We start from the raw sequence: 24,761 nt of genomic DNA on the forward strand, positions 1-24,761 counted from the left end.
AGAGCTCAAAAGACTGACGTAAATGAATGCGATATGGCGGAGTTCATACGCAAAAAGCAAAAAACAGGAATCAATACAACATGCAAGAAGAGTCAAAAATCCTCGTCCAGCCGGAGGAAGAGAACGCTGAAGGTTTGCGGCGAAATCTCTCCAACCGCCATATCCAGCTTATTGCCATCGGTGGCGCTATCGGTACCGGCCTGTTTATGGGCTCCGGTAAAACCATCAGCCTCGCCGGTCCGTCCATTATTTTCGTCTACATGATCATCGGCTTTATGCTGTTTTTCGTCATGCGTGCGATGGGCGAACTGTTACTGTCCAATCTTGAATACAAATCCTTCAGCGACTTTGCTGCTGACCTGCTGGGCCCGTGGGCCGGATATTTCACCGGCTGGACCTACTGGTTCTGCTGGGTGGTCACCGGCATTGCTGATGTCGTCGCCATCACGGCCTACGCACAGTTCTGGTTCCCCGGACTGTCGCAATGGGTCGCATCCCTGCTCTGCGTGCTGGTGCTGCTGAGCCTCAATCTCGCCACCGTGAAAATGTTCGGTGAGATGGAGTTCTGGTTTGCGATGATTAAAATCGTTGCCATTGTCGGGTTGATTATCGCCGGGCTGGTGATGGTACTGACACACTTCCAGACGCCGACCGGCACCGTTGCCTCATTCAGCAACCTGTGGAATGACGGCGGATTCTTCCCGAAAGGCGTCAGCGGCTTCTTTGCTGGTTTCCAGATCGCGGTGTTCGCGTTTGTCGGTATCGAACTGGTCGGCACGACCGCCGCCGAAACCAAAGATCCGCAGAAATCCCTGCCGCGCGCCATCAACGCCATTCCGCTGCGTATCATCATGTTCTACGTCTTCTCGCTGATCATGATTATGTCCGTGACACCCTGGAGCCACGTGGTGGCGGATAAAAGCCCGTTTGTTGAGTTGTTCGTTCTGGCCGGTCTTCCGGCGGCGGCGAGCATCATTAACTTCGTGGTGCTGACGTCTGCGGCATCCTCCGCCAACAGCGGGGTGTTCTCCACCAGCCGCATGCTGTTTGGTCTGGCTCAGGAAGGCAACGCGCCGAAAGCCTTCGGTAAGCTCTCCTCCCGCGCGGTCCCGTCAAACGGCCTGACCTTCTCCTGCATCTGCCTGCTCGGCGGTGTAGTGCTGATTTACCTGATCCCGAACGTAGTGACGGTCTTCACGCTGGTCACCACCGTTTCTGCGATCCTGTTTATGTTCGTCTGGACCATCATCCTTTGCTCGTATCTGGTCTATCGTCGTCAGCGCCCGCAGTTGCATGAAGCATCCATCTACAAAATGCCTCTCGGCAAACTGATGTGCTGGGTGTGTATGGCGTTCTTCGCCTTCGTTCTGGTTCTGCTGACCTTGCAGGATGACACCCGACAGGCGCTGATGGTCACGCCGCTGTGGTTTGTGATCCTTGGGATTGGGTATGGGTTACGCAGGCGCAGCCGTAAAGCCTGAGTGATAAACTCATGAGAAGAAGAGGAGCCATCTGGCTCCTTTTTACGTTTTGGCGGATCACTCCACCTCCAGCGCCTGCCTGAACTGTGCCCACATTTTCGCCGCTGTGGGTCTGACGGAGGCCACTTTCACCGGCAGTTCCGGTGGCGCGCCGGGTTTCATTTCACCGAGATCAAACACAAAGGTGTAATCCGGTTCCTGCCCCATGCGCAAATCGCTGACCAGAATATGGCCGCCCTGTTCTTTCACGCTGTAAAAACCGTGGCTGAACCAGGCGACGCGCGCCAGAAACGCATTGTCTTTATGCGCTGCATATAAGGCTTCGCCACGCGGATAGAAGCGGAAACGGATCGGGGAATCCGGGTGCAGCAGCGAGGTAAACCCTTCACCATAGCTGTCACGGCGCATCACCACCACCCGCCACACCAGCGAATTGAGCGGTGTCGGCGTGACCAGCACCTGCGTGCTTTCGATATTCTGGCGTTGCAGTTCTTCGCCGACGTGCCGCGTCACCTGATGCTGTTCAACTACGGTACACACCAGATACAGGCAACTGATGCCCAGCAGCACGTTGTTCCACATGATGCCGCGCTGTTGTTCGCGATACAGCGCCAGCCCGACGCCGATGATCAGCGGTAAGGTATAAAGCGGATCGATAATAAAAACACTGCCGACCGCAAACGGATAATTTGTGAATGGCAATCCGAGCTGCGTACCGTAAACGGTCATTAAGTCCAGCAGCGGATGGGTGATCAACGCCAGCCAGACCGCGCCCCACCAGTGGCGGAAATGTTGTCCGCCGCTGAACAGTTTTGCCATCAGCCAGGCCAGCAGCGGTGAAATCAGCGTCAGATAAAACAACGCATGGCTTTCGGTGCGGTGCATCGTCATATTGCTGATGGCGTCACCGTGATCGTAAAACACGTCCAGATCGGGCAGTGTGCCGCACACCGCCCCGGCCAGTGCGGATTTCCACACCGGCGTGCGTTTGCCCATCACCGCAATACCGATGGCCGCCCCTAACACTAACTGCGAAACCGAATCCATTCTGACCCCTTAATCCCGACGCTGGATGCCTTCGGTAATAATGCGCTGCACGTTGCTCACCGTTTGCTCAAAGTAGTCAGGTTCGCTGAGCGTTTTGCCGGTGATGGCTTCAACCTGTACACCAAAATCGGCGTAATGTTGCGTGGTCGCCCACAGCATAAAAATCAGCTGCATCGGGTCAACCGGGGCGATCAGCTCCTCTTTAATCCAGCCGCGGATCACATCCGATTTATCTTCCACCAGCGTTTTCAGGCTGCCGCCCAGTTCCTGTTTCAGCAGCGGCGCACCCTGCACCATCTCCAGACAAAACAACCGCGACGCCTGCGGGTGATCGCGGGAGACACAGAGTTTCAGACGGATATATTCGCGGATCGCTTCCAGCGGATGCTGATCCGGCTGCAAGGCTTTCAGCGGCGCCAGCCAGATATCCAGCAGCCCTTTCAGCACAGCGATATACAAATCTTCTTTCGACGGGAAGTAATACAGCAGGTTGGTTTTCGACACGTCGGCGCGTTCCGCCACCTGATCCAGGCTGGTGCCGTGGAGACCGTACAACGAGAAAAATTCCAGTGCCGCGGCCATGATGGTGCCGCGTTTGGCCGCGACCGCCCGCGAACGTCGCGTCGGTGCTTTCGCCGCCGCTTTGCGGGGTTTTGTTTCCCCGGCGGCAGACTGCGGAGGTTCAACCAATGGCTTCACAACGTCTCCCTGAGACAAACAGCAAGGCTCAAAGCATAACAAATGAGAATAAAAGCGACTATCGCTAACCGCCGCATAAATGAAAGCAACAAATTAATAACCACAATAATTGTGTTATTTAACAAAATTGCACCATTTACGTTCAATCCTGCCTGATTTATGTGCAGTTATTTTTGACCAAATGGTCTGAAACAGACCGTTTGCTCCACCAAAAATGAAAACATATTTTCAACGCACTGATAATCAAAGAGATTAAAAAACTGGCATCCGGCTTGCAATAGCGATCCTGAATTCCTTCATTCGCGTTGCATCATGAGGTGAGCTATGAAAATCGGTGTCTTTATTCCTATCGGCAACAACGGCTGGTTAATTTCAGAAACTGCGCCGCAGTACAAACCGACCTTCGAACTGAACAAAACCATTGTGCAGAAAGCGGAGCATTACCATTTTGATTTCGCGCTCTCGATGATCAAACTGCGCGGCTTCGGCGGCAAAACCGAATTCTGGGAACACAACATGGAGTCGTTCACGCTGATGGCGGGCCTCGCTGCCGTGACCTCCCGCATCCAGCTTTACGCCACGGCCGCCACGCTGGTTATGCCTCCGGCGATTGTGGCACGCATGGCCGCTACCATTGATTCCATCTCCAATGGCCGTTTCGGCGTCAACGTCGTCACCGGCTGGCAGAAACCGGAATACGAACAGATGGGCATGTGGCCGGGCGATGATTATTTCACCCGCCGCTACGACTATCTGACCGAGTACGTTAGCGTGCTGCGTGACCTGTGGGGCACCGGCCACTGCACGCTGGACGGCGAATTCTTCAAAATGGACGACTGCCGCGTCAGTCCGCGCCCGCAAAGCGAGATGAAAGTCATCTGCGCCGGACAAAGTGATGCCGGCATGGCATTCTCCGCTAAACACGCCGACTTCAACTTCTGCTTCGGCAAAGGCGTGAACACCCCGACCGCGTTTGCGCCGACCGCCGCGCGCATGAAAACGGCGGCCGAAGCCGAAGGGCGCGACGTCTCTTCTTACGTGCTGTTTATGGTGATTGCCGACGAAACCGATGCCGCCGCCCGCGCCAAATGGGATCTGTATAAAGCCGGTGCTGACGCCGAAGCACTCGCCTGGCTGACCGACCAGAGCAGCAAAGACACCAAATCCGGAGCCGACACCAACGTCCGCCAGATGGCCGACCCGACTTCGGCGGTCAATATCAACATGGGCACGCTGGTCGGTTCTTACGCCAGCGTCGCCAGAATGCTCGATGAAATCGACACCGTGCCCGGCGCAGGCGGCGTGCTGCTGACCTTTGACGATTTCGTACAAGGCATCGAAAACTTCGGTCGTTACATCCAGCCATTAATGAAAACCCGCCAGCACATCGGCACTGAGCAGAAAGAGGTCGCATGATGAACGTCGTTGAGAATCAAACTGTGGTACGCCGCGAACCCCAAAATACCGGCGAGGAAACGATCCTCACAGCACGTCCTGAAGCCATTGCCTTTACGCCGCAACAAACGGCGCTGATCGTGGTGGATATGCAAAACGCCTACGCCTCACAAGGCGGTTATCTGGATCTGGCGGGCTTTGATGTTTCCGCCACCGCGCCGGTGATTGCCAATATCAAAGTGGCGATTGCCGCCGCCCGCGCCGCCGGGATTAAAGTGATTTTCTTCCAGAACGGCTGGGACAATCAGTATGTCGAAGCCGGAGGTGCCGGTTCGCCGAACTTCCACAAATCCAATGCGCTGAAAACCATGCGCAAGCGCCCGGAACTGATGGGCAAACTGCTGGCAAAAGGCGACTGGGATTATGACCTGGTCGATGAACTTCAGCCGCAACCGGGCGACATTGTGTTGCCAAAACCGCGTTACAGCGGCTTCTTCAATACCCAGCTCGACAGCCTGCTGCGCAGTTACGGTATTCATCATCTGGTCTTCACCGGCATCGCCACCAACGTGTGCGTCGAATCCACGCTGCGCGACGGGTTCTTTCTGGAATATTTCGGCGTGGTACTGGAAGACGCCACCCATCAGGCCGGACCGGAATTCGCGCAAAAAGCCGCGATTTATAACATCGAAACCTTCTTTGGCTGGGTCTCCAGCGTGCGCAATTTCTGCGACGCCGTGGGTTACAAAACTGAACAAAACGCGGCCTGACCGCTTTCTGAAAAGGACAATTAACCATGCCTAAAAGCGCCATTATTCCGGCGGGCAGCGGCGTTCCGCTGGCTCCGTTTGTTCCGGGCACCCTCGCCGATGGCGTGGTGTACGTTTCCGGCACCCTGCCGTTTGATAAAGACAACAACGTGGTGCATGTCGGCGACGCCGCCGCGCAAACCCGTCATGTACTGGAGATCATCAAAAGCGTGATCGAAACCGCAGGCGGCACGATGGACGACGTCACCATGAACTCGATTTTTATCACCGACTGGGCGAACTACGGCGCAGTGAATCAGGTGTACGCCGAATACTTCCCCGGTGAAAAACCGGCACGCTTCTGCATTCAGTGCGGGCTGGTGAAACCGGATGCGCTGATTGAAATCGCGTCAGTTGCCCATATCGGCAAGTAAATCGTTTTTAAACCCTGTCCTGAGCACCTTGAGGAAACAACATGTATTACAAGGTATTGGGTAAGAAAAATGCGGATGCAGAAACCGTCGTACTCTCTTCGGGACTGGGCGGTTCGGGCGGCTTCTGGCAACCCCAACTGGCGATGCTCGCGGAACATTTTCGCGTCGTGGTCTATGACCAGCACGGCACCGGTGTCAGTCAGGGCACGGTGCCTGCGGGTTACCGCATGGAAGACATGGCCGACGAACTGGCGGGGATGCTCAACGGGCTGGATATCAGCCGCTGCCATCTGGTCGGCCACGCACTCGGCGGCATCATCGGCCTGCATCTTGCCCTGCGTTATCCGGCGCTGTTGCAAAGTCTGGTGGTGATTAACGGCTGGACGAAGCTCGACAGCCAGACGCGGCGCTGCTTTGAAGTGCGGCAAAATCTGCTGCTCAACAGCGGCGTGGATGCCTATGTGCAGGCGCAGCCGCTGTTTCTGTATCCGGGGGACTGGCTTTCTGAACATGAGGCGTTATTGCAGGAAGAGCGCCAGCATCAGGTGGCGCATTTTCAGGGGATGGAAAACCTGCTGCACCGTTTACAGGCGCTGATGGATTCAGACCTGACGGAAAGCCTCGGTCAGGTGATTACGCCGACGCTGGCGTTCAGCTGTAAAGATGATCTGCTGGTGCCGTGGTCGCGTTCGGTGGATCTCGCATCCCGCCTGCCCCACGGCGAACACACCCAAATGCTGTACGGCGGTCATGCCATGAGCGTGACCGACCCGGAAACCTTTAACCCGATTTTACTGGACTGGCTGCTGCGGCATTCATCGCAAGCTTCTGCCGCACCTGCCGGTCGTCTGCCCACGGAGACATCATGGCCGAAGCATTAACCGCCAGCGCACTGGCAACCTTATTCACCGACGCCCGCACCCACAACGGCTGGCTGGATAAGCCGGTGACCGGCGCACAGCTGAAAACGATTTACGATCTGGCACGCATGGGGCCAACCTCGGCCAACTGCAGCCCGCTGCGTATCGTGTTTATTCAGAGTCAGGAAGCAAAAGAAAAACTGGCTCCGGCGCTTTCTGGCGGCAATCTGAAGAAAACTATGACCGCACCGGTCACGGCGATCATTGCCTGGGATCCGGAATTCTACGAACTGCTGCCCGAGCTGTATCCGTCCGGCGATGCCCGTTCGTGGTTCACCTCCAGCCCGCAACTGGCCCACGATACAGCGTTCCGCAACAGCAGTTTGCAGGCCGCGTATCTGATCATGGCCTGCCGCTCGCTGGGTCTGGACACCGGCGCGATGTCAGGTTTTGACAACGCGAAGGTCGATGACACCTTTCTGGCGCAGGAAGGCTGGAAATCCAATTTTCTGATCAACATCGGTTACGGCGACAGCAGCAAAGTGTATCCGCGCGCGCCCCGCCTTGATTTCGACCGCGCATGCCGCGTGCTGTAAGCATCACTGATTAAACTCTGAGGACACGACCATGCCATCCACCCTGAACGCCACATTGCCCGCTACCGATATGCCTGTCGTTGAACAACAGGCTGCCGTTGAGAAACAAGCTGTCGTTGAAAAACAAGCCGCCGTTGAGAAACAAGAGTACCGCGATGCGATGGCGCGTCTCGGTTCTGCCGTCAACATCATAACCACCGACGGCCCCGGCGGGCGGGCAGGTTTCACCGCGTCAGCCGTGTGCAGCGTCACCGATACGCCGCCGACATTGCTGGTCTGCCTGAACCGTTCCGCCTCGGTGCATCCGGCGTTTACGCAAAATCAGGTGCTGTGCGTGAACACGCTGGCCGATTGCCATGAGTCGCTGTCCAATTTATTTGGCGGCAAAACGCCGATGGAGCAACGCTTCGACGCCGCCGAGTGGGCGCGTCTTGCCACCGGTTCGCCGATCCTCACCGACGCGCTGGTGTCGTTTGACTGCAAGGTCACGCAAATCACCCGCGTCGGCACCCACGACATTTTATTTTGTGAAGCCGTTGCATTACGACGCAACGACGACAGCCACGGACTGGTGTATTTCGACCGGCGCTATCACCCGCTGATGCGTCAGATAGCCTGTTAACTCAATCCTCTCAACTTAGTAAGGGTCGTGCATGGCGAATACCTGGTTTCCACAATGGCATAAAAGAGAAGGCAATCTGGATGGCGCGGTGATCGCGCCGGATGAGCGGCTGCCGTTCGGATCGACGGTGATCATGGGGCTGCAACATACGGTGGCGATGTTTGGTGCCACGGTGTTAATGCCTTTGCTGATGGGTTTTGACGCCAACATGGCGATCCTGATGTCGGGCATCGGCACCCTGCTGTTCTTTCTGGTGGTGGGCGGACGTGTGCCCAGTTATCTCGGATCCAGCGCCGCGTTTGTCGGGCTGGTGATCGCAGTGACCGGCTACAGCGGCCACGGCGCGAACCCGAATATCGGCGTGGCGCTGGGCGGCATTATTGCCTGCGGCGTGATTTATACGTTGATCGGTTTTGTGGTGATGGCGGTCGGCACGCGCTGGATTGAGCGCCTGATGCCGCCGGTGGTGACCGGTGCGGTGGTGATGGCGATAGGTCTGAACCTCGCGCCGATTGCCATTAACAGCGTCTCGGCTTCATCGTTTGACAGCTGGATGGCGGTGATGACCGTGCTGTGTATCGGCTCGGTGGCGGTGTTCACCCGCGGTCTGGTGCAGCGTCTGTTGCTGCTGCTCGGGCTGGTGGCGGCGTACCTGATTTACATGGTGATCACCAACGGCCTCGGGCTGGGCGCACCGGTGGATTTCAGCGCCGTGGCACAGGCGCCGTGGTTTGGCGTACCGACCATCACCACGCCGGTGTTCAGTTCTCACGCCATGCTGATGATCGCCCCGGTGGCGGTGATTCTGGTGGCGGAAAACCTCGGCCACATTAAAGCGGTGGCGGGCATGACCGGCAAAAACCTGGACCCGTACATGGGTCGCGCGTTTGTCGGCGACGGTCTGGCGACCTTACTTTCCGCCTCGGCAGGCGGGACCGGCGTCACCACCTACGCAGAAAACATCGGCGTGATGGCGGTGACCAAGATTTACTCCACACTGATTTTTGTCGCCGCCGCCCTCGTTGCCATTGTGTTGGGCTTCTCGCCCAAATTTGGTGCACTGATCCACACTATTCCGGGGCCGGTACTCGGTGGCGCATCGATTGTGGTGTTCGGATTGATTGCCGTGGCCGGTGCCCGCATCTGGGTACAAAATCAGGTGGATCTGGGACTTAACGGAAATCTGATCATGGTGGCGGTCACGCTGGTACTGGGCGCAGGCAACTTTACCCTGAGTCTGGGCGGCTTCAGCATGGGCGGCATCGGCACGGCAACCTTTGGCGCGATTTTGCTGAATGCCTTCCTCAGCCGCAGCAAACAGCTTAAAACGCAGCCTGAAATAAAAACTGGCACAGAAGCTGCATTAAAAGATCACTGACGACCTCAGTTTCTCCTTAGCTCATCATTTTTGATGATCGCCAGCGGTTAGCCGGTCCACCCGTCCGGATTAGCCGCTGGTTTTTTTCTTTCTGCCTCCCGCCCGTTTTCCCTAATGCCGTTTCCAGCTAACGATTGCAAAATTCCTTCGTTCACCTGCCCTTTAAATTGGTTTGTTATGGGTTCAGCACTTTGGTTCTAAGAAGCCAGAGTCATCACCTGCCACCATGACCAATAAGAAAAAGGGTTTAACGATGAAGAACATTCGCCGGATTAACGCGGTGACCCGCGCACTGGCTTTAGGGGCACTTCTCACCAGCACGTTTTCTGTTCTCGCCGCTGACGGCACACCGGTTCAGGGCGGCACCCTGATTTATCTGGAACAACAGGCGCACACCAACCTGTATCCGCCCGCTGGCGGCTTCTACCCGAACGGCGGCATCCTGAATCAGATCACCGACAAACTGACCTATCAGAATCCGAAGACGCTGGAAATAGAACCCTGGATCGCCGAATCCTGGTCGTTCAATGCCGACAAAACCGAGTACACCTTCAAACTGCGGCCGGGCGTGACCTTCTCCGACGGCACGCCGCTGGATGCCAGCGCGGTGGCCAAAAACTTTGATACTTACGGTCTGGGCAATAAAGCGCATCACCTGCCGGTCTCCGAAGTCATCAACAATTATGACCACAGCGAAGTGGTCGATCCGCTGACCGTGAAGTTCTATTTCAAAAAATCCTCGCCGGGCTTCCTGCAGGGCACCGCGACCATTGGCTCCGGTCTGGTATCGCTGAGCACGCTGGATCGCAACTTTGATGCGCTGGGCGACGCCACGCACATCATCGGTTCCGGCCCGTTCGTGGTCAGCAAAGAAACGCTGGGTCGCGAAGTCGATCTGACCGCGCGTAAGGATTACCACTGGGGGCCGAAAAACCTCAAACAGCAAGGTCGCGCCAATCTTGACGGCATCAAAGTGATCGTCACCGGCGAAGACAGCGTGCGTATCGGCGCGCTGCTGGCGGGTCAGGCAGATTTCATCCGTCAGGTTCAGGCGTATGACGAGAAACAGGCCAAAGACCAGAACTTCCCGATTTATGCCGCGCCGACCAAAGGTGTCAACGACAGCATTTCGTTCCGGCCGGACAACGCGCTGGTATCCGATCTGAAAGTACGTCAGGCGCTGCTGCACGCCACCAACAGCAAACAGGTGGTCGATACGCTGTTCTCGCCGAACTATCCGCAGGCCACCTCTGTGATTGCCAAAACAGCGGCCGGTTATGTCGATCTGAGCAACAAGCTGACCTACGACCCGACGCTGTCCAAAAAGCTGCTGGATGAAGCGGGCTGGAAACCGGGTCCGAACGGCATCCGCCAGAAAGACGGCAAAACGCTGTCGCTGACCATTTATGAATCCCTGCCACAGCCGCAGAACAAAGAGGTGTTGCAGCTGGTCTCCCAGCAATGGAGTCAGGTCGGCGCAAAGCTGAATATTCTGGCGGGCGATGCGGGCAGCCGCGTGGCGGATAACCTTGATCCCGAGAAAACCCCGGCCAACGTGGTGGAAGTCGGACGCGCCGATCCGGACGTGATCAAAAGCTCCTTCTACCCGACCAACCGCGATGCGCTGCTGCAAAAAGGCGGCCTGAGCAGCAAGGTGAAAAGCTTCCGCGACGACAAACTTAACGACCTGCTGACCGCCATTTCAGCCGAAGTCGATCCGAAAAAACGTCTGGCACTGACCGGCGACGTGCAGAACTACCTGCTGGATCAGGCGTATGTCATTCCGATTTTCGAAGAGCCGCAGGTGTTTGCCGGTGCGCCGTATTTCAAAGGCGTCAGCTTTGAAGCGGTCGGGCGTCCGAGCTTCTACGGCGCATGGCTGGAAAAGCATTAACAGACGGGGGTAAATCATGAGCCGATACGTGAGCGGTCGATTCGGGCAGGCATTGCTGGTGTTGTGGGCGGCGTTTACCGTCTCCTTCATCCTGTTGCAGGTGCTGCCCGGCGACGCGATCCTGATTAAATTCCAGAACCCGGACATGGGATTAAGCCCGGCGCAAATCGCCGATATGCGTGCCGCCTACGGCGCGGATGTGCCGGTCTGGCAACAATATCTGCATACGCTGGGCAATTTCCTGCGCGGGGATCTGGGCTATTCGATTCAGGCTGGCGTCCCGGTGACTGAATTACTCAGCAGCAACTTCCCGCCGACGCTGCGTCTGGCGCTGACTGGCTTCGCACTGGCCGCCGTGGTGGCCTTTGCGCTGGCGTTTCTCTCCAGCCTGCTGCATTTCGGCTGGCTGAAAAATGCCTTACAGGCCGTGCCGTCGCTGTTTATTTCCATCCCAACCTTCTGGCTGGGCATCGCGCTGATTCAGTTTTTCTCATTCCATCTGCGCTGGATCCCGGTGATCAATCCGGGTGAATGGGTCGGGCTGATTTTGCCGATTATCACGCTGGCGGTGCCGATTTCCGCGCCGCTGGCGCAGATCCTCATCCGCAGCATTGATCAGGTGCAAACCCAGCCGTTCGTTGCCGTCGCCCGCGCCAAAGGCGCCAGCCGCAGCGGCGTGTTGTGGCGTCATGTGGCGCGCAACGCCCTGCTTCCGGCGCTGACCATTGCCGGTTTGCTGTTCGGCGAACTGATCGCCGGTGCCCTGATCACCGAAACCGTTTTCGGCCTTAACGGCCTCGGACAACTCACGCAGCAGGCGGTGAATAATCAGGATGTCGCGGTATTGCAGGCGATTGTGGTGATTTCCGCTGCCGCCTTTGTCGGCATCAATTTGCTGGTCGATTTGCTGTATCCGTTGCTCGATCCGCGCCTCAAGGCCTCTGCGTCTAAAAACTCACGGGGAGCCACCGCATGAGCAGCTTACCGCTTGGCAAAAACACGCTTTCATTACCGCTCACCCAGCGCCGCCGCTGGAAACCCGCCCGCCTGCAACCGGGCTTAATCCTCGCGTGGCTGGTGATGGCGACCGTTATTTTGTGGGCGATTGCCCCCGGCTTATTTACCGGTTACAGCGGCACCGAAGGGATTGCCGGTGCGCAGCGTCTGGCCCCGCAGGCCGGACACTGGCTGGGCACGGATCAGCTTGGCCGCGATGTCTATGCGCGCATTGTCTACGGCGCATCACATTCGCTTTCCGGGGCGCTGGTCGCCGTGGCACTCGGGCTGGTGTTCGGCACCGCGCTCGGGCTGGCGGCCGGTGCCAGCGGCGGTCTGGTGGATGCCATCGTCATGCGCATCAACGACGTGTTGCTGTCCATTCCCGGTCTGTTGCTGTCGCTGAGTGTGATTATTTTGCTCGGTTTCGGCACGGTTCACGCGGCGATTGCTGTCGGTGTCACGTCGGTTGCCAACTTCGCCCGTCTGGCGCGCGCCGAAGTGGTGCTGGTGCGTCACAGCGATTACGTCGAAGCGGCGTATGGCAGCGGCGGTTCCTTCCTGTCGGTTCTGTGGCGGCACATTTTGCCCAACTCACTGACCTCGGTGATCGCCTTCTCGGCCCTGCAGTTCGGCAGCGCGATCCTGGCGATTTCCACCCTGAGTTTTCTCGGTTACGGCACTCCGCCACCGACGCCGGAATGGGGTTTACTGATCGCCGAAGGCCGTAACTACATCTCGACTGCCTGGTGGCTGACCACCTTCCCCGGCGTGGTCGTGGTGTTAGTGGTGCTTTCCGCCAACCGCATCAGCCAGTCATTACGCAGGAGAACGCGATGAACGCACAAACGCATCCGGTACTCGAACTGGACAATCTTTCCATCGCCTACGACGGCAAACCGGTGGTGCATAACGTGTCGTTTACGATTAACGCCGGTGAAGTGCTGGCGCTGGTCGGCGAATCCGGCTCCGGCAAAACCACTACCGCACAGGCGATCATCGGTCTGCTGGCGGAGAACGGCCATATCGAACAGGGTGAAATTCGCCTTAACGGCACCGACATCAGCCAGTGGTCGCAGCGCCGCCTTGATGCCCTGCGCGGCGCACGCATCAGCCTGATACCGCAGGATCCCACCAGTTCGCTGGATCCGGTAAAAACCATCGGCTCGCAGGTGGCGGAAATTCTCGATATCCATCAGCGCCTGCCACGTCAGCAGCGCGACGCCCGCGTGGTGGAACTGCTTTCCCGCGTCGGGCTGTCGCACCCTGAACAGCGGGCGAAACAGTATCCGCACGAACTTTCCGGTGGCATGAAGCAGCGCGTACTGATCGCCATTGCGATTGCGCTGCAACCGGCGCTGATCATCGCCGATGAGCCGACCAGCGCGCTGGACGTCACGGTGCAAAAACGCATTCTGGATTTGATCGACGAACTGCGCCGCGAGTCCGGCACCGCCGTGTTGCTGGTCACGCATGATCTGGCGATAGCCGCCGAACGTGCCGACCGCTTGCTGGTGTTCCGTCACGGCAAAGTGCAGGAACAGGGCGTGACCGCAGAGGTGCTGAGCGCCCCGAAAAGCGATTACACCCGCCAGCTTTTCGCCGATGTCCCTGCCCTTTCCGGCCGCCACCGCGCACACCTGCGCACGGCGGAAGATCCGGTGCTGGTGGTGGAAAACATCACCCACGATTTCACCCTCGGCGGCAAAAATCAGGCGGCATTCCGCGCCGTGGATCACGTCTCTTTCAGCATTCCGCGCGGCACCACGCATTCGCTGGTCGGTGAATCCGGCTCCGGTAAAACCACGCTGGCGCGCATTCTGCTCGGTTTTCAGAAACCGGACAGCGGGCGCGTGCTGATTGACGGCGAAGACATCACGCGCCTGAAAGGCGAAGCCCTGCGTCAGTTGCGCAGAAAAATCCAGCTGGTGTATCAGAATCCGTTCGCCTCGCTGGATCCGTCGCAAACGCTGTTCAGCGTGATCGAAGAACCGCTGCTGAATTTCGAAAAAATCCCCGCCGCCGTTCGCCGTGAACGGGTGCTGGATATCGCCCGCCGCGTGGCGCTGCCGGAAGAATTACTCAGCCGCAGACCGCGTGAACTGTCCGGCGGACAGCGCCAGCGGGTGGCGATTGCGCGCGCGTTAATTTTAGAGCCGAAAGTGCTGATCCTCGATGAAGCGACGTCGGCGCTGGATGTCACCGTGCAGGCGCAAATCCTGACGTTGCTGCAACAGTTACAGGATTCACTCGGCCTGACCTATTTGTTTATCTCGCACGATCTGGCGACCGTCCGGCAAATCTCCCACAGCGTCTCGGTGCTGAACCGCGGGCAGCAGGTGGATTCCGGCAATGTGGAAGACGTTTTCGCCCTGCCTTCCAGCGATTACACCCGCCAGCTGATTGACGCCATACCCGGCCGCCATCGCGCCGCCTGAACCGCACACGACATTAAGAGGGACATTATGAGCAGTAAACGTCTTGGATTTTTTACCCGTCTTCTGGACAACACCAGCGCGCAGGAGCGTTACCGGCTGGCGACCGAGCAGATCATTCACGCCGAACAGTTAGGTTTTGATTCCGCATGGGTCGCGCAGCACCATTTTCACGAGGCCGAAGGCGGCCTGCCTGCGCCGCTGGTTTTCCTCGCGCAGGTGGCGGCGCATACCCGCTTTATCCGTCTCGGCACCGGCGTGATCACCCTGCCGATGGAGAATGCGTTGCGCGTCGCCGAAGACACTGCCGTGCTGGATTTACTCTCCGGCGGACGGCTTGAAATCGGTTTAGGCTCGGGCGGCACGCCGACCTCATTCCCGCCGTTTGGGCTGGAAAGTCAGGATCGCGGCACGGCGTTTGACAACAACCTGCAAACCCTGCTCACCGCCTGGCGCGGCGAACCGCTGGCGGGCACCGATAACCGCTTATATCCGGCGGTACCGCAACTGGCGAACCGCGTCTGGCAGGCGACTTTCTCGGTGGACGGCGGCGCGCGTGCCGGTAAATCCGGCGACGGGCTGATGCTTTCGCGCACCCAGCCGCGTCCGCACGATGCACCGGATTTACGTCTCGACGAGCTGCAAAATCCGATCATCGATGCCTATCTCGACGCACTGCCGGAAGGCGTAGCGCCGCGCATCATGGGATCCCGTACCGCGTTCGTCACCGAAAACGGCGATGAAGCGCGGGAACTGGCGCAAAAAGGTTTACGCCGTCAGGCCGAAAATCACCGCGCCAGCGGGCAGATTGTGCAGGGCGACACGCTGGACGATTACATCCGCGCCTTCGACGTGCATCTCGGCACGCCCGCGCAGGTGACGGCCAGTTTGCAGGCCGACAGCGCGCTGGCCCGCGTCACCGATCTGGCGTTTCAGGTGCATTCCATCGACCCGCCGCATCCGTACATTTTACGTTCCATCGAACTGATTGCCCGTCACGTTGCGCCCGCGCTCGGCTGGGTTCGCCGCACGCCGCAGCGCCGTGTTTCCACCTCTTCCGCCGATCCCTCATTATCAAGAGAAACCCTATGACGACTTATCAGACCGACCTGCTGGAAAAACTGGCTGACATCGCCCCCGGCTCAGCCCTGAAACAGGCACGCGACACCCGCGACGCCGCCACCCGTCACGCGCAGGGCAGCTACGACGCGCTGTTTACTGAACAGGATGGCGTGGATTTTTCGCTGGCTGAACGCCTGCGTTTAGCGCAAAACGTCGCACGCTGGCACGGCGATTCGCAACTGACTCAGCACTATTCCGAGCGTTTACAGGATTTGCCGGATATCGACGAAACTGCCCGCCTCGACGCCGCGCTGACGCACGGTGAACGCCTGAGTTTCAAACCGGCCAGCGCCACGCCCGCGCATTTGCAGGCACTGAAAAAAGCCGGCTGGTCGGCGGATGCGATTGTCACGCTGTCGCAACTGATCGCGTTCGTCAGCTTCCAGAGCCGCGTGCTGCGCAGCTACCGGCTGATCGGCGGCAAACCGGTGGAAAACGGCAGCAATAAACCGGTCGGCGCAGCGTTCTGGCGGACTGAACCCAATACCCACAGCGGACGCGACGCACCGCAGGCGTTTACCCAGGAAGAACTCGGCTGGGAACCGTGGATCCCGGCGAAAAAACTTGAAGAGTTTGATGATGCGCAGCAGGCGATTCTGGCGAAATTCGGCCATACGGATTCCGACTACTTCCGCCTGTTGGGCCGCAATCTGCCGGTGCTCGAACAACGCACGCTGACCGACAAAGGGATTTTCTATACCTCCGGCGGGCTGCCGCGCAAAGAGCGCGAACTGGCCGCCACGGTCGCCAGCAAAATCAACGGCTGTATTTATTGCGCCTCGGTGCATTCGCGCAAAGCCAGCCAGCTTTCCAAGCAGACGCAGGACGTCCAGCGCCTGATCGACACCCCGCCGGGCGGCATTCTCAGCAAAGAACAATCTCCCCGCTGGCAGGCCGAGATTGATTTCGCCGCCGCGCTTTCCGCCACGCCTCCGGTCGCGACGGAGCAACACATTGCGGCACTGCGCGAACAGGGTCTGGACGAACTGGAGATTGTCGATCTGGCGCAGTCTGCGGCGTTCTTCGCCTGGGCAAACCGTCTGATGTTAACGCTGGGAGAACCGTTTAATGACTGACATCTTCCGACCGCAACTCGATCATGCGGTCATCAACGTCGCCGAACAACTGAATCTGGCCGGGCAGCAGTTCCGCCGTCTGGGATTTCATCTCACGCCGCGCGGCCATCACTCGCTGGGATCCAGTAACCATCTGGCGATTTTCGGCGAAAACTATCTCGAACTGCTCGGCTATGAGCCGGGCAACGCCCACACCCGTACCGACCTGTGGCAGGCACCGCTGGGTCTGTCCGGTCTGGTGTGGAAAACGCAGGATGCGTCAGCGGTGTATGACCATCTGCAACAGCAAAACATTGCCGGTTCCGCACCGGCGGAGTTCTTTCGCCCGGTGGAACTGAACGATGGCACCTCGCCGAATGCGCGTTTTCGCACCGTACCGCTGGCCGCCAGCCGCGTGCCAAATGGCCGCAGTTTCTTTTGCCAGCATCTGACGCCGGAACTGGTATGGCGCAATGAATGGCAAAACCACCCGAACGGCGTGGCCGATATCACCGGATTTGTGATTTCTGCGGCACATCCGCAGGAGGCCGCAAAAGTGTACGGCGAGTTGTTTGGCGCACATGTCTTGCAGACCCAATCACAGGAAGTGACCCTGCGCGCAGGCCGCGCCACCGTTCGTTTTATCACACCGTCACAGGCCGCCCCGGAGTTCGGCATTGTGCCTGAAGGCGAAAACGGCAGCGCCCGGATGATCGGTCTGGAATTTGCCACACGATCGCTGGATGCGGTGTGCAATAGTCTGCGGGTGGGTGAAATCGCATTTGAAGATAACGCCTCGCAGATCACCGTGCGCGCAGCGGATGCCTCAGGCGTGGCAATTAAATTCCGGGAAGAGTGATCTGTGTTGCTCCTCCCCTTCGCAGGGGAGGAGTTATTGATTTAGCTCTGTCACTCCTTTCTCATTTACCAAGCCTTGATGCACAACAAAGCGCCGTACCCGTTCCCCTCTCTATAATCAGGCCCGTTTGTCTTCCCACTGGTAAATCACATGGCGTATGAACTCAATCTGGACTGGCCGGAATTTTTAGAGAAATACTGGCAAAAACAACCTGTTGTTATCAAAAAAGCGTTTTCCAATTTTGTCGATCCTATTTCGCCTGATGAGTTAGCGGGCCTTGCGATGGAACCTGAAGTGGACAGCCGTCTGGTGAGCCACAAAAACGGGGAATGGCAGGCGAGCAACGGGCCTTTTGAACATTTTGACGGGCTGGGTGAAACCGGCTGGTCGTTGCTGGCGCAGGCCGTGAATCACTGGCATCTGCCCGCCGCTGAACTGGTGAAACCTTTCCGCGTATTGCCGGACTGGCGTTTAGATGACCTGATGATTTCGTATTCCGTGCCGGGCGGCGGTGTCGGTCCGCATATCGACCAGTACGACGTGTTTATCATTCAGGGGATGGGCAGCCGTCGCTGGCGTGTAGGCGATGCTTTACCGATGCGTCAGTTCTGTCCGCATCCGGCTTTACTGCATGTCGATCCCTTCACGCCAATCATTGATGAAGATCTTGAGCCGGGTGACATTCTGTATATTCCACCGGGCTTCCCGCATGACGGCTTTACCCATGAAACCGCCCTCAACTATTCCGTCGGTTTCCGTGGCCCTAACAGCCGTGATTTCATCAGCAGCTTTGCTGACTATGCGCTGGAAAACGATCTGGGCGGCAATCATTACAGCGACCCGGATTTAACCCTTCGCGACCACGTCGGCAAAGTGGAAGAGTATGAACTGGAACGTGTGCGCCAGATGATGGTTGAGATGATCAGCCAGCCGGAAGATTTCAAACAGTGGTTCGGTCGTTTCGCCACCACTCCGCGCCATGAACTAGATATCGCGCCCGTTGAACCGGCCTATGAAGCACATGAAATTGTCGATGCCCTGATGCAGGGCGATACCCTGATCCGTCTGAGCGGTCTGCGTGTGCTGAACGTCGGTGAACGTTTCTTCGTGAACAGTGAAGCACTGGAAACCACCCAACATGCCGCCGCCGATGCACTTTGCCGTTACATGAGCATCGGCAAGAAAGAGCTGGGTGCCGCGTTGCAGGATCCTGAATTTGTCGCGGTGTTAACGGATTTAGTGAACCAGGGTTACTGGTATTTCGACGAGTAATCCTTCGAAAATCAAATGACAAAAGGCGGCTTCCCTGCGGAGGCCGCCTTTTTATTTATCTTATTTACGGACGGTACAGTTCGACCGGCGGTTTCATTTTCCGCTCTTCCGGCACGAACAAATCAATCTCTTCACCCAGAATATATTTGGCGCGCAGCATCGATGAGATTTTATCCATGGTCATCACGATAGCCACCAGAATCAGCGTGATAAACATCACCACATCCCAGTTCCACAGACGCATGTTTTCCGCGTACACCAGACCGATGCCACCCGCGCCAACAAAGCCAAGCACGGCGGCGGAACGGGTATTGGATTCAATCTGATACAACGAAAGTGCCAGAAATGTCGGGAAGGATTGAGTGAAAATCCCGAAACGGTGCGTCTGTAACGGGGAAGCGCCGAGCGCCCGCAAACCGCGGCTTGGTGAGCGTTCCACCGCTTCATGCCCTTCAGCATAAAGTTTGCCGAGCAGCCCCAGATCCTGCATGACAATCGCCAGCACACCGGCCAGCGGTCCCATGCCGACAGCACGCACGAAAATCAGCCCCCAGATTGCCATATCCAGCCCGCGCAGCACGTCAAGAAGGCGGCGGATAACCATTGAGACCGGCCTGAGTACTGGCGTCGACATCACATTTCGCGCCGCCAGGAAGGAAAGCGGTAACGCGAGAAAAGACGCGGTGATGGTACCGGCGAACACAATTGCCAGCGTGATGGCAATTTGCGAGAAGTAATACGTGAACGGCCATTCGGAAACGTTGTGCCAGACAAACATCCGCAGGAAATAACGTCCGACTTCCCGGGTGCCGCGTACCACTTCACTCCACGGAATGCCGAAATAACTGAAGAAATAGACGTAATACAGCGTAATCGCCAAAGCCAGTATCGCGAGATAGCGCAGATAGCGGCGTTGCGCGGCAAACAAATGTCCGTGCTGCTGCTTCAGGCTGCTGACAACATGAGGTTCAAGCGCATCAGTTAACATCAGAAAGTGCCCTCTACAACGCGTTTACGCAATTTGCCGGAAAGATAATCCATCGCCGAGACCACCAGAATAATCAGCAGCAAGGTCATGCTGACCTGGTCATAGCGATCCAGTTTGATCGAGGTCATCAGCTCCTGCCCGATACCGCCCGCGCCGACCAGTCCGAGAATGGTTGACTGGCGGAAGTTGATTTCCAGACGCATAAAGCTGTAGGACAAGAAGATCGGTTTGACCTGAGGCCACATGGCGAAGCGCATACGTTGCAGACGCCCGGCGCCGCAGGCCCGCAGACCGCGCACCGGTTTATCCGATGCGGTTTCGATGGATTCATAGAACAGTTTTGTCAGGCTGCCGACAGTGTGTAAGGTCAGTGCGATAAAGCCGGGGATAGCGCCGACGCCAAAAGCCATCACACACATCACCGCCCAGGCCAGTTCCGGCATGGTACGCAGGAAAGCCACAAAAGTCCGGATACTGAATTTTACCCATTTCGGTGAATCCGTATTGCCCGCCGCAAGAAAAGCCAGCACCACGGCCAGCGCCGTCGATAAGATGGTCGAAGATAATGCCAGCTGAATAGTTTCCCAAATCAGCGGCAACTGTATATTGAGACGATATCCCCAATATGCCAGTGATCCTTCTGTATGTCCGTCAGCAAATAATAATGACCAGTGCAATACCGGCACCGTCTGGCCGATATAATCAAAGAAACTCGGTGCGGAAACAAAAATCGTTTTTAAATTAAGCTCGGAAACATTGCCTGACCACAGATATAACAACAGCATCAGCCCTGACCAGATCAGCGTCTCCCGCTTTTGTTTACCGCGTATCTGCTGGTAATAACGATTGAAGTCTTTGTTCAAAATAATATTTCCGATTTGCAGGAGATAATCATTATTCCTCCCCCTGCGAAGGGGGAGGCCAGGAGGGGGTATTAAAAACAACAATAACGGTAAACGCTTTCGCTTTCTGAGTTGCCATTAATACCCCACCCCAACCCTCCCCTTCGCAGGGGAGGGAGCTACGGGTTAGCGACTGCCTTTGGTCAGCTCACGCTTCATATCAATAATCTGCTGATATTCAGCCAGTGACGTTTCGCCGATATGTTGTTTACCGCCAACGGCTTTTACGAAGCAGGCGTGGTCATCTTTATCCAGTTTCTTAATGGCCGAAACCAGCTTGGCTTTAAATGCCGGTGGCAAATCGCTGCGCACTAAAATCGGGCCGTTAGGGATTAACGGAGATTCCCAGATGATACGAATTTTCTTCATCAGATCCGGATGGTCCATGCGGATCATACGGTTGAATGCGCCGGAGGTATAACCGGTTTCGCGGTCGCCGATCATCGAGGCCCAGGTCACTGCGCCTTCAAACTGGCCGTTCAGTACACCCAAAATATCCTGCTCGTGACCGCCGGAGAAGGTGACGCTGGAGAAGAAGTTGTTGTATTTGTTATCCGTGGTACCGCCAAACTCTTTTTTGAAGGTCTGGTTCGGGATCAGGTAGCCGGAGGTGGAATCCGGGTCGGCAAAACCGAATGATTTCCCTTTCAGGTCTGACAATTTCTGGTACGGGCTGTCGGCTTTTACCACCACCACCGAATGATAGCCACGGGATTTGTCGGTATCGTCAATCACAATACCCACCAGATCCACGGCTTTCGGATTATTAATATAGACTGAGGCGAAAGATGACGGTGACATGCTCAATACCATATCGACTTTCTTGCCTAATAAACCCTGAATAACCCCTGAATAGTCAGATGAATTACGCAGTTTGGTATCGACGTTTAATTCTTTATCGAAGAAATCTTTTACACACTGATTATCACCGATTTGCTGGGTGGCATTCTGCCCGCCCAAAATACCTAAATTTAATTCTTTAGGGGCATCTTCTGCCATGCTGTGCATCGCGGTAAAAGAACCTGCTACGAAAACTGCCAGACGTAATAACTTCTTCATGTAATGATGACCTTGTGTAGATTGAGAGAAAGTAGAAATAAGCACTGCAAAAATAATTAACGTTATTGTTTAACTGTTTATTGCTTCGTGTTCTTCACCATATAACTGATGCAAAATGCCCTCGGTTAACTGCTCCGGATGACCGTCAAAAATAATCTGCCCTTTGGCAATGCCGATCACCCTCGTGCAGTAATCTTTTACCAGTTCCACCGAGTGCAGATTGACCATCACGGCAATATTCTCTTCACTGACTTTTTTCAGTGCATTCATGATGCGCAGGGTATTTTTCGGATCCAGCGACGCAACCGGTTCATCAGCCAGCAAAATTTTCGGGTTTTGCATCAGTGCGCGACAAATCGCCACGCGTTGCATCTGTCCGCCGGACAGGTTTTCAGCACGCTGCAAGGCATGCGGCAGCATATGTAACCATTCGAGCAGAGAGATGGCGCGGGCGCGGTCTTCATCGTCGAACTGGTTAAAGAAAGATTTGAACGTGGAAGTATGGCTGAGGCGGCCGAGCAGCACATTGGTCAGCACATCCAGACGCGGGACCAGACAAAAATCCTGAAAAATCATGCCACAACCGGAGCGCCAGCGACGCAGCGCTTTGCCCGTCAGGCCAGCCAGTTGCTGCTGTTCACCGTTTTCGTAATGACACACCACGCTGCCATCCGTTAACGGAATGGTGCCATTAAGCACATGCAGCAGCGTCGATTTACCGGCACCGGAACGACCAATCACCGCCACGAACTCGCCAGCGTGGAGGTCGAAGTTGATGTCATCCAGAACCCGCTGACCCGATTTATAGGATTTCACCAGGCCTTTCACGTCCAGCACTTTGTTCAGATGTTGTGGCCCGGTCTGAGGATATTCAGCCTGTGCCAGCTTAAGTTGAGCTTGCGCCATGATGCTGTCTCTCGGTTGCTTTCATTATCTGGCGTTCATTAAGCGCGAGTTTTATGACACATCAATGACGATTTAATGGACAGCGCATGACAAAAATGCAACAGATTAAGTGAAATTACCTAACGGATATCCCGAATGGCGTTTAACTTAATACCTGTCATTTAAGTCTATGATCAGAAGGCATCACATCAAAAAAGGAAGATGAAATGGATAATCAGTCACTCATCACCACGCTGAAAGAGATCGCCGGCAGCCGTCACGTAATAACCGGCGACAGCAACACCGAACGCTACCGTAAAGGATTCCGCTCCGGTGGCGGCAAGGCGCTGGCCGTGGTCTTTCCGCAGACCTTGTTGCAGCAATGGCAGTTGCTCAAAGTCTGCATCGCCGCCGACAAGATTGTCATTATGCAGGCGGCCAATACCGGCCTGACGGAAGGCTCAACGCCCAGCGGTGACGACTATGATCGCGACATTGTCATTTTCAGTACGCTGAAGCTGGACAAGATCCAACTGCTCGACGGCGGCCATCAGGTGATCGGTTTCCCCGGCAGTACACTCTATAAGCTGGAAAAAATCCTCAAGCCTTATAACCGCGAACCCCACTCAGTGATTGGCTCGTCGTGCATTGGCGCGTCGGTGGTCGGCGGGATTTGCAACAACTCCGGCGGCTCGCTGGTGAAGCGCGGTCCGGCATATACCGAAATGGCGCTGTATGCACAAATTGATGCGCAGGGCGAACTGCGGCTGATTAACCATCTGGGGATAAATCTTGGTGAAACGCCGGAAGAAATCCTGACGCGGCTGGAGAAAGGCGATTATCTGGAAACCGATATCCAGCATGACCAGCGTCTGGCGTCGGATCATGATTATGCCTCGCGCGTTCGTGAAGTGGATGCTGATACGCCTTCACGTTTTAATGCTGATGAACGACGCTTATTTGAAGCCTCGGGCTGCGCGGGCAAGCTGGCGGTTTTCGCTGTGCGTCTGGATACTTTTCCGGCAGAAACCCAGCAGCAGGTTTTCTATATCGGCACCAACGATACCGCCGTGCTGACCGAATTGCGCCGTCAGATCCTGCGTGATTTCGCTAACCTGCCGGTGGCCGGTGAATATATGCATCGCGATATTTTCGATATCACCGAAGTCTACGGCAAAGACACGTTCCTGATGATCGACAAACTTGGCACCGACAAAATGCCGGATATGTTTACCGCCAAAGGCAAGTTCGATGCGCACGCCAGTAAAGTCCCTTTCCTGCCGAAAAACTTCAGCGACCGTGTGATGCAGTGTCTGAGCAAAGCGCTGCCTAATCATCTTCCGCCACGGATGAAACAGTATCGTGACAAATTCGAACACCATTTACTGCTGAAAATGTCCGGCCCCGGCATTGATGAGGCCCGCACCTTTTTGACGCGATTTTTCAGCGACGGTCAGGGCGATTTCTTTATCTGTTCCGCCGACGAAGGTAAGAAAGCCTTCCTGCACCGTTTCGCCGCAGCAGGTGCCGCCGTGCGGTATCACGCGGTACATGAGAAAGAAGTGGAAGATATTCTGGCGCTGGACATCGCATTGCGTCGCAATGACCGGGACTGGTTTGAAACTTTACCGGAAGATATCGACAATCAGCTGGTGGCAAAACTGTATTACGGCCATTTCATGTGCCACGTTTTCCATCAGGATTACATTGTCAAAAAAGGGGCAAACAGCAAGGCACTTAAACACCGGATGTTAGAACTTCTCGATGCCAAAGGGGCGGAATACCCGGCTGAGCATAACGTCGGGCATTTGTATCTGGCAAAACCGCATCTGAAAGAATTCTACCGGCAGGCTGACCCGACCAACAGCTTCAATCCGGGGATCGGGAAAACCAGTAAGTTGAAAAACTGGCAGGAATAATGTCCTTCAAAAGAGGAATGGCGTAGTCGGCGCAGGCAGTTTGTTCCCGGACAGCGCGGAGGACCCGGAGCGTACATAAAGTACGTGAGGAGTCCGAGCACTGCCCGGGGGCAA

At 56.4% G+C, this 24,761-nt stretch carries 23 protein-coding genes; 17 read left to right on the forward strand and 6 right to left on the reverse strand.

Translation table 11 applies throughout. The features are described 5' to 3' along the window. Positions 1-80: 80 nt before the first annotated feature. Complete coding sequence (cycA, locus tag EYY67_RS00500) at positions 81-1,481, forward strand: D-serine/D-alanine/glycine transporter (protein WP_095921292.1); 1,401 nt, start codon at positions 81-83, stop codon at positions 1,479-1,481. A 57-nt stretch (positions 1,482-1,538) separates the two neighbouring features. On the opposite strand, the gene EYY67_RS00505 is transcribed toward cycA, so the two are convergent. Then, on the reverse strand, positions 1,539-2,528 hold the full coding sequence (locus tag EYY67_RS00505; protein WP_095921291.1) for a metal-dependent hydrolase: 990 nt from the start codon (positions 2,526-2,528) through the stop codon (positions 1,539-1,541). A gap of 9 nt (positions 2,529-2,537) precedes the next feature. Further along, positions 2,538-3,227, reverse strand: coding sequence for an HTH-type transcriptional regulator RutR (gene rutR / locus EYY67_RS00510; RefSeq protein WP_131692590.1), 690 nt, complete (start codon positions 3,225-3,227; stop codon positions 2,538-2,540). A gap of 324 nt (positions 3,228-3,551) precedes the next feature. On the opposite strand from rutR, the gene rutA reads away from it, so the two are divergent. The 15 genes from rutA to EYY67_RS00585 all read left to right on the forward strand — a co-directional run bounded on the left by rutA (position 3,552) and on the right by EYY67_RS00585 (position 18,894). Continuing rightward, positions 3,552-4,643 (forward strand): pyrimidine utilization protein A, encoded by a 1,092-nt coding sequence (gene rutA / locus EYY67_RS00515; protein ID WP_119826523.1) that lies wholly within the window; start codon positions 3,552-3,554, stop codon positions 4,641-4,643. Further along, the gene (gene rutB, locus EYY67_RS00520; RefSeq protein ID WP_181955514.1) at positions 4,640-5,392 is read left to right on the forward strand and encodes a pyrimidine utilization protein B; all 753 of its coding nucleotides are present in this window, start codon (positions 4,640-4,642) and stop codon (positions 5,390-5,392) included. The genes rutA and rutB overlap by 4 nt, the downstream gene beginning before the upstream one ends. Before the next feature lie 26 nt (positions 5,393-5,418). Beyond that, positions 5,419-5,805: a pyrimidine utilization protein C gene (rutC, locus tag EYY67_RS00525; RefSeq protein WP_047606165.1), complete on the forward strand. Its 387-nt coding sequence runs from the start codon at positions 5,419-5,421 to the stop codon at positions 5,803-5,805. Between the two features lie 41 nt (positions 5,806-5,846). Continuing rightward, entirely contained in the window at positions 5,847-6,686 is an 840-nt protein-coding gene (gene rutD, locus EYY67_RS00530) for a pyrimidine utilization protein D (protein ID WP_095921288.1), read from the forward strand. Continuing rightward, positions 6,671-7,261, forward strand: coding sequence for a malonic semialdehyde reductase (locus EYY67_RS00535; RefSeq protein ID WP_131692591.1), 591 nt, complete (start codon positions 6,671-6,673; stop codon positions 7,259-7,261). The genes rutD and EYY67_RS00535 overlap by 16 nt, the downstream gene beginning before the upstream one ends. A 31-nt stretch (positions 7,262-7,292) precedes the next feature. Beyond that, positions 7,293-7,883 carry an NADH-dependent FMN reductase RutF gene (gene rutF, locus EYY67_RS00540; RefSeq protein ID WP_131692592.1) on the forward strand — a complete coding sequence of 197 codons (591 nt, stop codon included), beginning with the start codon at positions 7,293-7,295 and terminating at the stop codon, positions 7,881-7,883. A gap of 31 nt (positions 7,884-7,914) precedes the next feature. Continuing rightward, a complete protein-coding gene (gene rutG / locus EYY67_RS00545; protein WP_131692593.1) occupies positions 7,915-9,261 on the forward strand; it encodes a pyrimidine utilization transport protein G in 1,347 nt (448 codons plus the stop codon). A 253-nt stretch (positions 9,262-9,514) separates the two neighbouring features. Further along, on the forward strand, positions 9,515-11,155 hold the full coding sequence (locus tag EYY67_RS00550) for a TIGR04028 family ABC transporter substrate-binding protein (RefSeq protein WP_131692594.1): 1,641 nt from the start codon (positions 9,515-9,517) through the stop codon (positions 11,153-11,155). 16 nt (positions 11,156-11,171) lie between these two features. Next, entirely contained in the window at positions 11,172-12,131 is a 960-nt protein-coding gene (locus tag EYY67_RS00555) for an ABC transporter permease (protein ID WP_095921284.1), read from the forward strand. Further along, positions 12,128-12,991 carry an ABC transporter permease gene (locus tag EYY67_RS00560; RefSeq protein ID WP_131692595.1) on the forward strand — a complete coding sequence of 288 codons (864 nt, stop codon included), beginning with the start codon at positions 12,128-12,130 and terminating at the stop codon, positions 12,989-12,991. The genes EYY67_RS00555 and EYY67_RS00560 overlap by 4 nt, the downstream gene beginning before the upstream one ends. Continuing rightward, on the forward strand, positions 12,988-14,589 hold the full coding sequence (locus tag EYY67_RS00565) for a dipeptide ABC transporter ATP-binding protein (protein WP_131692596.1): 1,602 nt from the start codon (positions 12,988-12,990) through the stop codon (positions 14,587-14,589). Before EYY67_RS00560 ends, EYY67_RS00565 begins: the two co-directional genes overlap by 4 nt. A gap of 27 nt (positions 14,590-14,616) precedes the next feature. Next, complete coding sequence (locus EYY67_RS00570; RefSeq protein ID WP_131692597.1) at positions 14,617-15,678, forward strand: putative FMN-dependent luciferase-like monooxygenase; 1,062 nt, start codon at positions 14,617-14,619, stop codon at positions 15,676-15,678. Beyond that, positions 15,675-16,784, forward strand: a complete 1,110-nt coding sequence (locus EYY67_RS00575; RefSeq protein WP_095921280.1) for an alkylhydroperoxidase domain protein — start codon at positions 15,675-15,677, stop codon at positions 16,782-16,784. The genes EYY67_RS00570 and EYY67_RS00575 overlap by 4 nt, the downstream gene beginning before the upstream one ends. Then, entirely contained in the window at positions 16,777-17,622 is an 846-nt protein-coding gene (locus EYY67_RS00580) for a VOC family protein (protein ID WP_131692598.1), read from the forward strand. Before EYY67_RS00575 ends, EYY67_RS00580 begins: the two co-directional genes overlap by 8 nt. Before the next feature lie 150 nt (positions 17,623-17,772). Then, positions 17,773-18,894 carry a ribosomal protein uL16 3-hydroxylase gene (locus tag EYY67_RS00585; RefSeq protein WP_131692599.1) on the forward strand — a complete coding sequence of 374 codons (1,122 nt, stop codon included), beginning with the start codon at positions 17,773-17,775 and terminating at the stop codon, positions 18,892-18,894. A 64-nt stretch (positions 18,895-18,958) separates the two neighbouring features. On the opposite strand, the gene phnE (EYY67_RS00590) is transcribed toward EYY67_RS00585, so the two are convergent. The 4 genes from phnE (EYY67_RS00590) to phnC all read right to left on the reverse strand — a co-directional run bounded on the left by phnE (EYY67_RS00590) (position 18,959) and on the right by phnC (position 22,749). Further along, a complete protein-coding gene (gene phnE, locus EYY67_RS00590; protein ID WP_131692600.1) occupies positions 18,959-19,882 on the reverse strand; it encodes a phosphonate ABC transporter, permease protein PhnE in 924 nt (307 codons plus the stop codon). Continuing rightward, positions 19,882-20,745 carry a phosphonate ABC transporter, permease protein PhnE gene (gene phnE, locus EYY67_RS00595; RefSeq protein ID WP_131692601.1) on the reverse strand — a complete coding sequence of 288 codons (864 nt, stop codon included), beginning with the start codon at positions 20,743-20,745 and terminating at the stop codon, positions 19,882-19,884. The genes phnE (EYY67_RS00590) and phnE (EYY67_RS00595) overlap by 1 nt, the downstream gene beginning before the upstream one ends. Positions 20,746-20,910: 165 nt before the next feature. Beyond that, positions 20,911-21,843 (reverse strand): phosphonate ABC transporter substrate-binding protein, encoded by a 933-nt coding sequence (phnD, locus tag EYY67_RS00600; RefSeq protein ID WP_095921276.1) that lies wholly within the window; start codon positions 21,841-21,843, stop codon positions 20,911-20,913. 69 nt (positions 21,844-21,912) lie between these two features. Next, positions 21,913-22,749 carry a phosphonate ABC transporter ATP-binding protein gene (phnC, locus tag EYY67_RS00605; RefSeq protein ID WP_095921275.1) on the reverse strand — a complete coding sequence of 279 codons (837 nt, stop codon included), beginning with the start codon at positions 22,747-22,749 and terminating at the stop codon, positions 21,913-21,915. Between the two features lie 206 nt (positions 22,750-22,955). On the opposite strand from phnC, the gene dld reads away from it, so the two are divergent. Further along, positions 22,956-24,647 (forward strand): D-lactate dehydrogenase, encoded by a 1,692-nt coding sequence (gene dld / locus EYY67_RS00610; RefSeq protein ID WP_131692602.1) that lies wholly within the window; start codon positions 22,956-22,958, stop codon positions 24,645-24,647. The last annotated feature ends 114 nt before the right edge of the window (positions 24,648-24,761 follow it).

The sequence above is a fragment of the Rahnella victoriana genome (genome assembly GCF_004330295.1).
Taxonomy (GTDB): Bacteria; Pseudomonadota; Gammaproteobacteria; order Enterobacterales; family Enterobacteriaceae; genus Rahnella; species Rahnella victoriana.

What these genes read in the sequence shown, in the direction of transcription:
- EYY67_RS00535 (WP_131692591.1), top strand. Translation starts at nt 6,671, where the DNA reads ATGGCCGAAGCATTAACCGCCAGCGCACTGGCAACCTTATTCACCGAC.
- EYY67_RS00575 (WP_095921280.1), top strand. Translation starts at nt 15,675, where the DNA reads ATGACGACTTATCAGACCGACCTGCTGGAAAAACTGGCTGACATCGCC.
- phnE (WP_131692600.1), bottom strand. Translation starts at nt 19,882, where the DNA reads ATGTTAACTGATGCGCTTGAACCTCATGTTGTCAGCAGCCTGAAGCAG.
- EYY67_RS00585 (WP_131692599.1), top strand. Translation starts at nt 17,773, where the DNA reads ATGGCGTATGAACTCAATCTGGACTGGCCGGAATTTTTAGAGAAATAC.
- EYY67_RS00565 (WP_131692596.1), top strand. Translation starts at nt 12,988, where the DNA reads ATGAACGCACAAACGCATCCGGTACTCGAACTGGACAATCTTTCCATC.
- EYY67_RS00560 (WP_131692595.1), top strand. Translation starts at nt 12,128, where the DNA reads ATGAGCAGCTTACCGCTTGGCAAAAACACGCTTTCATTACCGCTCACC.
- rutA (WP_119826523.1), top strand. Translation starts at nt 3,552, where the DNA reads ATGAAAATCGGTGTCTTTATTCCTATCGGCAACAACGGCTGGTTAATT.
- rutG (WP_131692593.1), top strand. Translation starts at nt 7,915, where the DNA reads ATGGCGAATACCTGGTTTCCACAATGGCATAAAAGAGAAGGCAATCTG.
- rutC (WP_047606165.1), top strand. Translation starts at nt 5,419, where the DNA reads ATGCCTAAAAGCGCCATTATTCCGGCGGGCAGCGGCGTTCCGCTGGCT.
- EYY67_RS00570 (WP_131692597.1), top strand. Translation starts at nt 14,617, where the DNA reads ATGAGCAGTAAACGTCTTGGATTTTTTACCCGTCTTCTGGACAACACC.
- EYY67_RS00505 (WP_095921291.1), bottom strand. Translation starts at nt 2,528, where the DNA reads ATGGATTCGGTTTCGCAGTTAGTGTTAGGGGCGGCCATCGGTATTGCG.
- phnC (WP_095921275.1), bottom strand. Translation starts at nt 22,749, where the DNA reads ATGGCGCAAGCTCAACTTAAGCTGGCACAGGCTGAATATCCTCAGACC.
- dld (WP_131692602.1), top strand. Translation starts at nt 22,956, where the DNA reads ATGGATAATCAGTCACTCATCACCACGCTGAAAGAGATCGCCGGCAGC.
- EYY67_RS00550 (WP_131692594.1), top strand. Translation starts at nt 9,515, where the DNA reads ATGAAGAACATTCGCCGGATTAACGCGGTGACCCGCGCACTGGCTTTA.
- phnD (WP_095921276.1), bottom strand. Translation starts at nt 21,843, where the DNA reads ATGAAGAAGTTATTACGTCTGGCAGTTTTCGTAGCAGGTTCTTTTACC.
- cycA (WP_095921292.1), top strand. Translation starts at nt 81, where the DNA reads ATGCAAGAAGAGTCAAAAATCCTCGTCCAGCCGGAGGAAGAGAACGCT.
- rutB (WP_181955514.1), top strand. Translation starts at nt 4,640, where the DNA reads ATGATGAACGTCGTTGAGAATCAAACTGTGGTACGCCGCGAACCCCAA.
- rutD (WP_095921288.1), top strand. Translation starts at nt 5,847, where the DNA reads ATGTATTACAAGGTATTGGGTAAGAAAAATGCGGATGCAGAAACCGTC.
- rutF (WP_131692592.1), top strand. Translation starts at nt 7,293, where the DNA reads ATGCCATCCACCCTGAACGCCACATTGCCCGCTACCGATATGCCTGTC.
- EYY67_RS00580 (WP_131692598.1), top strand. Translation starts at nt 16,777, where the DNA reads ATGACTGACATCTTCCGACCGCAACTCGATCATGCGGTCATCAACGTC.
- EYY67_RS00555 (WP_095921284.1), top strand. Translation starts at nt 11,172, where the DNA reads ATGAGCCGATACGTGAGCGGTCGATTCGGGCAGGCATTGCTGGTGTTG.